Source organism: Nocardia tenerifensis NBRC 101015 (assembly GCF_000308715.1).
GTDB lineage: Bacteria > Actinomycetota > Actinomycetes > Mycobacteriales > Mycobacteriaceae > Nocardia > Nocardia tenerifensis.
In genome coordinates, this window is sequence record NZ_BAGH01000004.1 from 1 (window position 1) to 10,903 (window position 10,903).

The following is a 10,903-nucleotide window of genomic DNA, read 5'->3' on the forward strand; positions in this document are numbered from 1 at the left end:
GCCTGCGCCGCTTGACCGTTATCGCGGTGCGGGCAACGGTTGGGTCACAGGTGCGTGGATGCGGTCATCGGCGCAGGTGAAGCCTGTTTCTGTGGTTTGCGTCGCAAAGCGGGATAGACCCGGTCGCGCGGCCAACGGGGCGTGCGCGGCGCCGGCGGTGCGGGGGCAATAGATTCGAGCCCATGCGTGCTGAGTCCGGGGCCGAGTGGGGCGAGTCCGAGGCGACGGAGCGGGAGCGGCTCGGCCTGAAGCTCGAGATCGCGGTCGTGCTGGGTGTCACGTTCGGGTTGAGCGGGCTCAATGCCGCGCTGTCCCTGGTGGAGAGCGCGCTGGCGCCGGGCGGGGTCGGCGGGCGGACCGTCGCGCTGAATCCGTCGCGCTCGGCTCAGTCGACCATCGATCTGCTGTTCCAGTTGCTGAGCGTGGCGCGGCTGCTCGGCTGGGCGGCGCTCGGCCTGTATCTGTTGTGGCGCAGCGGAATCGGGCCGCGCCTGATCGGGCTGGCGGCGCGGCTGCGCCCGCGGGCGGACGTCGTGCCGGGGCTGGTGCTCGCGGCCGTCATCGGACTGCCGGGCCTTGGCCTGTATCTGACCGCGCACGCCATGGGCGTGAGCGTGACGATCGTGCCCGCCTCGCTCGGCGACCACTGGTGGCGGCTGCCCGCGCTGATCCTGTCCGCCTGCGCGAACGCGCTGGCCGAGGAGATCATCGTGGTCGCCTACCTGATCGCCCGCCTGCGCAGGCTCGGCTGGTCGGAGAACTCGGCCCTGCTCGCCTCGGCCCTGCTGCGCGGCAGCTACCACCTGTATCAGGGCCTCGGCGGCGGCCTCGGAAACCTGGTGATGGGGTTGATCTTCGGTCGCTACTGGCAGCGCACGAACAAGCTGTGGCCCCTGATTCTGGCCCACGCCACCATCGACGCCGTCGCCTACCTCGGTTACACGGCGCTGCGCGGCCACGTGTCGTGGCTGCCGTAGCGGCGCTCAGATGCGGCGGAGTCCGTTGAGGAACGGGCAGCCCGCGAGGGTGCGCACGGCGCGGCTGAGGGACTCGATGTCGTCGGCGGGGGAGTTGAACGGCAGCCGGAAGTCGTGGTCGCCGTCGCGGCCCTCGACGCGCAGCGTCAGGCCGTAGCGGTCGATGGCGAGCGGGTGCACGATGCCGTGCTGGAGCCGGGGCGGCAGGTGCCTGGCCAGCTGGGCGACGACGTCGGCGTGGTCGGCGTCCATGTGCTGCAACCACGCGGATTCCAAGGCGCAGAACGGGTCCGGCGTGGCCGCGCGCAGCTCGTCGACGCTCACCGATTCGGCGCCGGTCGAGTCGGCCACCACCGCGGAGTTGATCACCAGCCGCAGCAGGGTCGCGGTGTGCCCGACATCGAGCAGGCCGGGGTCCGGGTGCTCCTTGGCGACCTCACCGGCCAGCGCGCGCTGCGCCTGCGTGGGCACCGCGCGCACCCAACCGCGCAGCCATACGAGCGCACGGACGGGTTCGCGCAGCGGCAGCGGCGCGTGATCGGTCAGCTCGAGGACCGCGGGCGCGCCCGCGTCGGGCGAGTTGCCCGCCACCAGCGCGGCCACGGAGGTCGCGGGCACCGCGATCACCGCGTCGCCGCACTCGCGCACGTGATGCACGGAGACGGGCGTCGGGTCGATCCCCGGCATGGCCAGCACCGCCTGCTCCGCGTGCGCGCACGCGCTGCGCACCCGCTCAGCGGTGGACGGTGTGACAGTCGGTGTCGGACGCGGCATGCAAACCTCCGTGGTCGGGCGTTGTTCGCCTCGCTCGGGCGCTCGATTAGGTTACCCTAAGCTAAGTGACGGGCGGAACATGCGCAAGCGTTCGCTCCGGCCTGATTCTGAGAATTCGCCGCGTGTTTCACCGTCGGCGCGAGGCCTCGGCCGCGTAGGCCCGAGCAGTCGCTCGCGGTCGGTTGTTACCGTGGTTCGGTGGCGGAATCGAGCGGAGAACCGGTACTCATCACGTTGACGACGCCCGCTCGGCGCAGCCTCGTCGACGGGCTGGTGCGCGCTCCGCGGCCCGGCGACGCGCCGGTGCTCGACGCGGACGCGCCCGACTCGGACATCGCCGACTTCCTGGCCGCCGTCGTGCACACCGACACCGGCTTCGTCGCGCGCACCGGCTCGGGCGAGCGAGCCTTGGCGATCATCGCCGCGACCGTCGCGGCCCTGTGCGGCGAGGACATCCGCGCGGCGCTGACGACACCGGACACCGCCTTCCTCACTGCCCTGAAACCGCCTGCGGTAGAAGCGTTTCGAGGCGTTCTGCTCGCCATCGAGACGGACTTCGTCGCCGAGGTGACCCGAGCCCTGGCCCCGCTCGACGGGCGCTGACGTACTCGACGTCTGCCGCCCGTTCACCAGCTTCCCGGATCGGCTGCGGCGGGGTAACTCCTGACGGTGGCCGCACGGCTCATCGTGGGCACAGTCCTTCGGACGCGGGCGAAAACGCCTGGTGGGGACGGGTGTGGGGGTGATAGCCGGAGCGTCGGCGGCGGACGCAAGTATGGTCGTATCTGTGCCGCGAATCGCGTACTTCGGGCCCTCCGGAACCTTCACCGAGATGGCCCTCGCCGAACTCGAATCCTCGGGGGCCTTCGAAGGGGCCGTCGAGCGTATCGCCGCGCCGAGCCAGGGCGCCGCGCTGGAACTGGTCCGCTCCGGGGACGTGGCGGGGGCGGTGGTGCCGATCGAGAGCTCGGTCGAGGGCTCGATCTCCGCGACGCTCGACTCCCTCGCCATCGGCCCGCGATTGCAGATCGTCGCGGAAACCGAACTGGAGGTGACCTTTACGATCCTCGGTCACCCCGGCACGATCCTGGACGACGTGCGCACGCTGGCCGCCTACCCGGTGGCCGCCGCGCAGGTGCGCGAGTGGGTCTCGCGCGAATTGCCGAGGGCGCGGCCGTACGTGTCGGCGTCCAACGCCGCGGCGGCCGAGGACGTGGCGGCGGGCAAGGCCGACGCGGCGGTGTCCACCGCGCTGGCCGGCGCGCGACTCGGCCTGGCGGTCCTGGCCTCCGGCGTGGCCGACCATGATCAGGCGATCACGCGCTTCGTACTGGTCACGCGGCCCTGCGCGGCTCCGCCCGCGACCGGCGCGGACCGGACGTCGATCGTGCTCGAGCTGTCGAACGAGCCGGGCGCGCTCATGCGCGCGTTCGCCGAGTTCGCCACGCGCGGCATCGATTTGACCAGGATCGAGTCCCGGCCCACCCGCACGGGCATGGGCACCTATCGCTTTTATCTCGACTGCGTCGGCCACATCGACGACGCCGCGGTGGCCGAGGCGCTCAAGGCGCTGCATCGCACCGCCCGGATCCGGTTCCTCGGTTCCTGGCCCGCGACGTCGGCGACCGGCACGCCGCCGCCCTCGGACGACGCGGCGGCCGAGTGGCTGACCCGGCTACGAAAGGGGGTGGCGGGTCTGTGACGGACGCGAAGATCGGCCCGGCCAAGTTGGTTCTGGTCCGGCACGGCGAGACCGAGGGCAACGTCGCGAAACTGCTCGACACCAGGGTGCCCGGCTTGCCGCTCACCGAACGCGGTGCGGCACAGGCGAAATCGTTCGGGGAGAACCTGCTGGCTCCGCCGCGGGTGCTGTTCTGCTCGGCCGCGCTGCGGGCCCGCCAGACCGCAGGCTACATCGAGGCCGCGACCGGCGTGCCCGCCACGGTGCTGGACGATCTGCAGGAGGTGCAGGCCGGCGATCTCGAGGGCAAGCACAGCGAGCAGGCGCACCTGTTGTTCCAGCGGGTGTACCGGGCGTGGCACGAGGGAGACCTGGACGAACGCATCCCCGGCGGCGAGTCGGGGCGTGACGTGCTCGACCGTTTCCTGCCGGTCGTCGACGGTCTGCGCGAGAAGTATCTGACGCCGGGCTCGGCCGGCGATGTGGTGCTGGTCAACCACGGCGCGGCCATGCGGCTGGTCTCGCGCTACCTGGCCGACGTGCTGCCGCCGTTCACCACCAACAATCACCTCGACAATACCGAGACCATCGAGCTCGTCCCGCTGCCCGACGGCGGCTGGGACTGCATCCGCTGGGGTCGGTTCACGCCGCCGTTCGGCTACGACGTCGCGCCGACCTCCGACGACCCGATGGGCTGATCGCGTCCGGCGCGGCCGGCCACGGCCGCGATGCCGAGGCCGAGCAGCCAGCCCGCGAGCACGTCGCTCGGCCAATGCGCGCCGAGGTACACCATGGCGCAGCCGACCGCCGCGACGACGGCCGTCAGGCCGATGCCCGCAACCCAGCGCACCGGTGAGGTCGGCCAGGTCACGCTGAGGAAGAGGGTCGCCGCGCCCGCCGCCGTGATGGCGGCCACCGTGGACGGCATCGACCAGCCGCCGGTGTGCACGATCGCCAGATCCACCGGCGGCCGGGGGCGGGCGATGATCGTCTTCAGCACCCAGGTCAGCACCATGGCGGATACGGCGGCGCCGCCGACCACCAGGCCGAGGCGCCACCAGCGGCCCGCGATCGCGATGACGAGGCCGACGACGCCGCACGCCAGCAGCACGAAGGGGCTCAGGCCGACGTCCATGGCCCAGCGTGCCATCGTGGTGACCGTCGGGTCGCGGTGGTCATCGAGGAACATCATGATGTCTCGGTCCAGGTTCACGACCGCGCCTCGCCGCCGCTCGGCCTCGCTGCGCGCGATGGTGCGCTGTCTGGTCGGCTCGTTCGCTGACGACTGTTCACGACGCCATAGTGCCGATTCGCCGGGGAATGCGCATCTTTAATTCCGCCGAGTGTCGGGCTTGTGAGTGGGAATTGTCTTGCGGCGCAGGAAATTACGCCATTTCGCGCGGCAGGTACCTCTGATGACTCCGCCGTCCCGCCCGGCCGGGAACGCACGAGCCTACCGTTGCGGACGGGCCACCCGCTCCGAGCGAACCCGCGCGTGGCGGGCACTTCGCGGCGAATCCGCGCTGTGGCGGCGTTCCGCTTGCCCGTGCCATCGGCGACGAGCAACTCGACCCCGATGCCGATCAGTGCCGGATTCGCCTAGAGCAAGATCCTTCCGGCCGCACACAAGCCGCGCTCATAGCCTTCCCACACAACCGCTTTCATCGGCTGACCGGGCCACTCCCGAAGCCGGAGTTACCCGGCCTGGACTACACCTGCTCGGGTTTGCGTGGAAACTCCGCCCGCTCGGGTAGCCCATTGATCAAGTCCTGCAACGCCGTTCGCAACCGCGCCGTCGTTCCGGTGCTGAGCGAGGTCCACTTCACGTCGTCGTCGGACTTGCTCGCGGTCGCGATGAAGCGACCGCCGCGGGTGTTGAACACCGCGATGTGGTTGTCGGTGACGTCGCGGGTGCCGTCGCCGTAGACGACGCCGACGATCTCGGCGTGCGAGTGGATCTGCACCATCGCCGAGGCGAGGGCCTGCGCGTCGGCCGGCGGGGTGCCGACCTTCGCGAGCCGGCGCGCGGTGGCGGCCGCGTCGCCGGTGTCGTCGAAGATCGGGACGAGCTGCTCGGTCGGCGCCCGCATGCCGGTCAGGTCGAGTGGTTCGGCCGGGCCTAGGGCCGCGATCACCGGGCCGGGCAGGTCGTCCTCGGCCTCGTCGATCACGTAGGAGTGCGGCCCGCGCAGGGCGACGGTGACGATGTCGTCGCCCTTCGCGAGACACATGCGACTGGCCTGACCGTCGACGAACAGCCGCAGCGCGACCACCCAGTGCGGGCGGTACAACGCCATCAGCCGGTCCTCGAGTTCCTGATGGACCGCGTCACCGATCAGGAGTTCCCGATCGGTGAGCGACTGGGCGGCCACGGCCATCGCGGCATCGTGATCGGTCACGTTGTCGTATTGCCCGCGCGCGTCCAGCACGACGGGCACCTCGTCGATCTCCAGCTTCTCCAGGAGAAACTGCATTTCGTCGAGCGACAGCACGACCGACGCGAGCATCGACGGGCCGCGGCCCGCGCCGAGCACCGTCACTTAGCGGCCGGCTCGGCGCCGATCACTCCGTCGGCGGCGTAGCGGCCGTCGTTGAAGTGCTCGATCGAGCGCAGGTAGTCGAGGCTCTTGTGCTCGGTCTCGTCGTCCTCGTCGCGCACCTGGTTGCCGAGCAGCGGGCTGCCCGGAGTGTTGTTGCGCTGCACTGGAGTTGCGGTGGGCTGGCTGACCGAGACGTTCTCGGCGACCGGCGCCGCGGTGGGTGCGCCACCGGGGGCGCCGGTGCCCCAGCCTTCGGGCAGCTTGAGCGAGCCGTTGCCGACCGAGACCGCCGCGCCGGAGCCGAACGACGCGGACCGCGTCCCCGCGGACACGGCGGCGGAGGCCAGACCCGCGCCGCCGACCATGGTGGCCGCCGGTGCCGCGCTGGTCATGCTGGGCGCCGCCGCGCTGGTGACGGCCGCGATCGCGTGCGAGCCGATGGTGCCCGCGGTGGACACACCGGTGGTCGCGACCGAGCCCGCGACATTGGCCGCCTGGGTCGCGGCGCCGATCACGGCGGGGTTGTTCACGAACGCGCCCGCCGTCGCGATCGCGGTCTGCACCGGGTCCGCCTCGGTGGCCTGGAACGCCTGATCGGCCTGGCCCGCGTCGGCGGTGCCCGCGCCGTGCGCGATCGCGGGCGGGTTGACGAACTCGCCGGGCGTCACCACCATCGCGGTGGTCGCCGCCTCGTAGGTCTCCATGGTGAGCGCGGCCCGCAGGTCGAGCGCGGCCTTGGCCGCCTCGGCCGCCTCCGAGGTGCCGTTGAGCACGCCGCCGGTCGAGTGGGCGGCGACGCGCGCCGCGTCGACCGCGGCGATCTCCGGCAGGCTCGGCATGGCCAGCGACGCCACGGTGTACGCGATCGCGTTGCCCGCCGCCTTGGAGCCCAGGGTGGCCGCCATGACGCCCTGCTGCTCGGCCCAGCCGATGAACCCGGTGAGCTTGGACAGCGCCGAGATGCCGTTGATGCCCTGCATGCCGACGCCGAGCTCGGCCATCACCCGGGCGACGGTCGCGGTGGCGTCCACCCACGCGGCGGTGAGCCCACCCCACGCGGTGGCCGCGGCCGAGATCGGCACGGCGTGTGCGCCCGCGTTCAGCGCGATCGAGTTTCCCTCTGCCTGACGGGGCAGCCAGAACACCCCGGTGATTCCTGCGGTCATGCTTTCTCCCCTTGCTTGTTCGGTGTGCGATGCCCGCAGGCGTTAAGCGATTGTTCCGCTGACGACGTTGATGACGCCCGCCCGTGCCACGTCCTCGCCGACATGGGTGACGAGCTGGCTGCGCAGCGTCGCGGCGGCGTGGTGCAGCTCCAGGATTCCCTGGGCGATGGCCTGATCGTGGGTCATCGCGCCTCGGTTGAGGTGGTTCGCGGCGTGCAGCGACACCTCGTCCATACCGGAGGGGACGACATGGGTCGCCGGCGCGGTCAACGCGGCCGCGGCGGCCAGACGATCGGCGAGCAGATCCAGTTCGGCGGCGGCGGCGAGGACGACTTCGGGTTGTACTAGTACGTGGCCAACCATGACTCGACTCCTTCTAGTGGCGGCGGTGGGGCGGAACCACGAGAATTCCCCCTTCGAGTGATAGGACGCGACGGCGTAGCGATCGGTTCCATCGAATCCCCTGAAGTTTCTTCCTGTCTCACCCCAACCGCAACCGCACTCATACAGCTTGGGTAAAGACTAGCCCCATCCCAGCTGATGCAGGCGGTCTTCGTCAATGCCGAAATAGTGTGCGATCTCATGGATCACGGTGATCGCGACCTCCTCGACCACCTCGTCCTCGTCCGAGCAGATGGCGAGGATGGACTCGCGATAGATCGTCACCGTGTCGGGAAGCGCTCCGCCGTAATGACTGTCGCGTTCGGTGAGCGCGATCCCGTGGTACAGCCCGAGCAAATGTGGATCGTCCGGATTGCGCGGCTCGATCAGCACGACCACGTTATCGATGGCGCGCGCCAGTTCCGGCGGAATGCGATCGAGCGCGTCGCCGACCAATTCCTCGAACCGGTCCTCGGACATGGAGACCGACATCGTCGCGGACTACCTCGGCTGCGGCTGCGGGGGCAGCGGCGCGGCGCCGGGCAGCGGCGCCGGGGTCGAGCGCCCCGTGTTCGGCGGCGGCTGCGGGGCCTGGCCGTTGATCAGGATGTCGCCCTTCGCGGAGCCGGTGATCGGCGCGAAGCCCTCCCGGTCGGCCCCCTTGCCGACCATGCAGTCGAGCTTGCGGCTGCCCGCGAGCCAGCTGCGCGCGTCGAGGTAGTCGAAGAACAGCGTCAGCGTCTTGTTGCGCACCACATCGGGCCCGCCGAGGTAGTCCGCGGAGGTCCGCGCGCACTCGTCCTCGACGAACCGGTCCTGCTCCTCCTTGGCGGGCGGGCCGCCCTGGAACCGCTGGCCGAGGTCGATGGTGGAGACGACCTCCACCGCGTGCACCTGCGCGCAGTCCACCGGGTCGGTGGGCAGGTTCTGATTGATGCCGAGGCACACGCCCGGCCCGTACACCTTCGACTGATCGTGCTCGGCGGCGCTGCCCACCGACGGCGGCGTGCCCGTGCTCGCCGCGTACTGCAGCCCGCATCGCAGCGTGCGGTCGCCGTGCTGCCAGCCGTCGGGGCTCGGGTACATCAACCCGACGATGTAGCGCCCGCGCGGATCGAACTTCCCGCCCAGGTACTGCTGCACCGCGGGCACGCAGTGCTCTTCCTTCAGCTCGGTGAGCCGCAGCGAGTCGGGGAACCTGGACCCCGGCCCGAACTCCTTGCCGGGGTACTTGCTCATGTCGACGTCCGCCGCCACCTCGAACATGTGCTTGGTGTCGCAGCGCACCTTGAACAGATCCGAGTGGTCCGGCTTGGACCAGCTCAGGCAGTCGCCCTTGACCGCGGTGCCGAATTCCTTGTCCACCACCGGCTCACCGGGCGAGCCGGGGGTGTGCGCCTCGATCTTGTTGTTGTCGAACCCGGTCACGAACAACGTCACCAGCGCGGCGATCACCGCACCCGCGGCCACCAGCAACAGCCCCCAGCGCAGCGTCGGCGCGGGCAGCGGCGTGTCGCCGGTGAACAAGCCGCGGGCCGTGGCGACCGAACGCCGCACCGGGCTGGTGCCCGACGGCGCGCCGCGCCGGGGCGGGCGGCTCGATCGCTTCGGCTCGGGTGCGTGATCGGAGGAGGACATCGCGATCCATCATGGCAGTCTCCGAGCCGCGGTGCCACGACCCGGTCCCGGCGGCGCTATCGCCGCGCAACGCCGGGTCGGCGGTCCGCGGGCACGTCACCGATCACGGATTCGGCGAAAGCTCAAGCAGCGGGCCAACTATCCGCGCGCCGCCGCCCGCGTGCCGCGCATCCAGGGATATCCACGTGAAACAGCCATACCCCAACCACTAGGCTGAGGCCCCATGATCGACCTCCGATTCCTGCGGGACAACCCCGACGCGGTCCGCGCCTCGCAGCGCGCCCGCGGCGAAGACCCCGCTCTCGTCGATGCCCTGCTCGAGGCCGACACCGCGCGCCGCGCGGCGGTGGCCACCGCCGACAACCTGCGCGCCGAGCACAAGGCGATGGGCAAGCTGGTCGGCAAGGCGAGTAAAGAGGAGCGATCCGCCCTGCTCGCGCAGGCGCAGGAGATGTCGGTCAAAGTCAAGGAGGCCGAGGCCGCGCAGCACGCCGCCGACGCCGACCTCGACGCCGCGCACCGGGCCATCTCGAACGTGGTGCAGGAGGGCGCGCCCGCGGGCGGTGAGGCCGACTACGTCGTGCTCGAAACCGTCGGCACGCCACCGGAGTTCGACTTCGAGCCGAAGGACCACCTGGAGCTCAGCGAGGCGATCGGCCTGATCGACATGGAGCGCGGTGCGAAGGTCTCCGGCGCCCGCTTCTACTTCATGACCGGCTACGGCGCGCTGCTGCAGCTCGGTCTGCTCCAGCTCGCGGCGCAGAAGGCGGTGGCCAACGGCTTCACCATGATGATCCCGCCGGTGCTGGTTCGCCCGGAGATCATGGCGGGCACCGGCTTCCTCGGTCAGCACGCCGCGGAGGTCTATCGGCTCGCCGAGGAGGACCTCTATCTGGTCGGCACCTCGGAGGTGCCGCTGGCCGGGTACCACTCCGACGAGATCCTCGACCTGAGCGAGGGCCCGAAGCGGTACGCGGGCTGGTCGTCGTGCTTCCGGCGCGAGGCGGGCAGCTACGGCAAGGACACCAGGGGCATCATCCGGGTGCACCAGTTCGACAAGGTCGAGATGTTCGTGTTCACCACGCCCGAGCAGGCCGACGCCGAGCACCGGCGCCTGCTCGCCTGGGAGCGGGAGATGCTCGCGGCCATCGAGGTGCCCTATCGCGTCATCGACGTCGCCGCAGGCGATCTCGGCAGCTCGGCCGCGCGCAAGTTCGACTGCGAGGCCTGGGTTCCCTCGCAGCGGACCTACCGCGAACTCACCTCGACCTCGAACTGCACCACCTTCCAGGCCCGCCGCCTGTCCGTGCGCTACCGCGACGAGAACGGAAAGCCGCAGATCGCAGCGACTTTGAACGGCACGCTGGCGACCACCCGCTGGATCGTCGCGATCCTGGAGAACCATCAGCAGGCCGACGGCTCGGTGCGGGTGCCCGCGGCGCTGGTTCCGTTCGTCGGCACCGAGGTGCTCGCGCCGCCGAAGTAACGGATAGCCGCCCGCCACGCCGAGTAGGCGGTGGGCGGACATCCACCCGTCCGAAGTGCCCGTGCGCGAGCGCCTTTCTGCCGGAGAATGCCGCGTGTGGGCCGTCGCGACCTAGTCGCGTTGGCCGCCCGGATGTTTCGCGCACGTGAATAGCTATCGGTTCGCCATGCCGGATTCACGGGATGTGGCAACCGCTGGGATTGCTTGTGTCTAGGCTGTTGTCCGTGCGAGGAATCGGGGCGCGCGGCGAGTACCCCGAA

At 70.6% G+C, this 10,903-nt stretch carries 12 protein-coding genes; 5 read left to right on the forward strand and 7 right to left on the reverse strand.

The genetic code is table 11. The features are described from left to right. The first annotated feature begins 182 nt into the window (after positions 1 to 182). Positions 183 to 977, forward strand: a complete 795-nt coding sequence (locus tag ON39_RS00275; protein ID WP_040729308.1) for a CPBP family intramembrane glutamic endopeptidase — start codon at positions 183 to 185, stop codon at positions 975 to 977. A 6-nt stretch (positions 978 to 983) separates the two neighbouring features. On the opposite strand, the gene ON39_RS00280 is transcribed toward ON39_RS00275, so the two are convergent. Then, positions 984 to 1,751 (reverse strand): DUF2470 domain-containing protein, encoded by a 768-nt coding sequence (locus tag ON39_RS00280; RefSeq protein WP_040729310.1) that lies wholly within the window; start codon positions 1,749 to 1,751, stop codon positions 984 to 986. Positions 1,752 to 1,949: 198 nt separating this feature from the next. On the opposite strand from ON39_RS00280, the gene ON39_RS00285 reads away from it, so the two are divergent. The 3 genes from ON39_RS00285 (at position 1,950) to ON39_RS00295 (ending at position 4,130) form a co-directional block, all read left to right on the forward strand. Next, positions 1,950 to 2,354, forward strand: coding sequence for a hypothetical protein (locus tag ON39_RS00285; RefSeq protein ID WP_040729312.1), 405 nt, complete (start codon positions 1,950 to 1,952; stop codon positions 2,352 to 2,354). A gap of 184 nt (positions 2,355 to 2,538) precedes the next feature. After that, complete coding sequence (gene pheA / locus ON39_RS00290; RefSeq protein WP_040729314.1) at positions 2,539 to 3,453, forward strand: prephenate dehydratase; 915 nt, start codon at positions 2,539 to 2,541, stop codon at positions 3,451 to 3,453. Next, a complete protein-coding gene (locus ON39_RS00295) occupies positions 3,450 to 4,130 on the forward strand; it encodes a histidine phosphatase family protein (protein WP_246002959.1) in 681 nt (226 codons plus the stop codon). Before pheA ends, ON39_RS00295 begins: the two co-directional genes overlap by 4 nt. On the opposite strand, the gene ON39_RS45515 is transcribed toward ON39_RS00295, so the two are convergent. The 6 genes from ON39_RS45515 to ON39_RS00325 all read right to left on the reverse strand — a co-directional run bounded on the left by ON39_RS45515 (position 4,091) and on the right by ON39_RS00325 (position 9,157). Beyond that, positions 4,091 to 4,645, reverse strand: coding sequence for a phosphatase PAP2 family protein (locus ON39_RS45515; RefSeq protein WP_051186112.1), 555 nt, complete (start codon positions 4,643 to 4,645; stop codon positions 4,091 to 4,093). The two genes, ON39_RS00295 and ON39_RS45515, sit on opposite strands and share 40 nt — an antisense overlap. Before the next feature lie 496 nt (positions 4,646 to 5,141). Further along, positions 5,142 to 5,972, reverse strand: a complete 831-nt coding sequence (locus ON39_RS00305) for an ESX secretion-associated protein EspG (RefSeq protein ID WP_051186115.1) — start codon at positions 5,970 to 5,972, stop codon at positions 5,142 to 5,144. Beyond that, a complete protein-coding gene (locus ON39_RS00310) occupies positions 5,969 to 7,138 on the reverse strand; it encodes a PPE domain-containing protein (protein WP_040729316.1) in 1,170 nt (389 codons plus the stop codon). Before ON39_RS00310 ends, ON39_RS00305 begins: the two co-directional genes overlap by 4 nt. A gap of 42 nt (positions 7,139 to 7,180) precedes the next feature. Further along, entirely contained in the window at positions 7,181 to 7,501 is a 321-nt protein-coding gene (locus ON39_RS00315) for a PE domain-containing protein (protein ID WP_040729318.1), read from the reverse strand. Between the two features lie 159 nt (positions 7,502 to 7,660). Next, positions 7,661 to 8,011: a metallopeptidase family protein gene (locus ON39_RS00320; RefSeq protein ID WP_040729320.1), complete on the reverse strand. Its 351-nt coding sequence runs from the start codon at positions 8,009 to 8,011 to the stop codon at positions 7,661 to 7,663. A gap of 9 nt (positions 8,012 to 8,020) precedes the next feature. Further along, positions 8,021 to 9,157 (reverse strand): septum formation family protein, encoded by a 1,137-nt coding sequence (locus ON39_RS00325; protein ID WP_169335845.1) that lies wholly within the window; start codon positions 9,155 to 9,157, stop codon positions 8,021 to 8,023. A gap of 223 nt (positions 9,158 to 9,380) precedes the next feature. Between ON39_RS00325 and serS the strand changes: the two genes are divergently transcribed. Continuing rightward, positions 9,381 to 10,643: a serine--tRNA ligase gene (serS, locus tag ON39_RS00330; protein ID WP_040729324.1), complete on the forward strand. Its 1,263-nt coding sequence runs from the start codon at positions 9,381 to 9,383 to the stop codon at positions 10,641 to 10,643. Positions 10,644 to 10,903 lie beyond the last annotated feature (260 nt).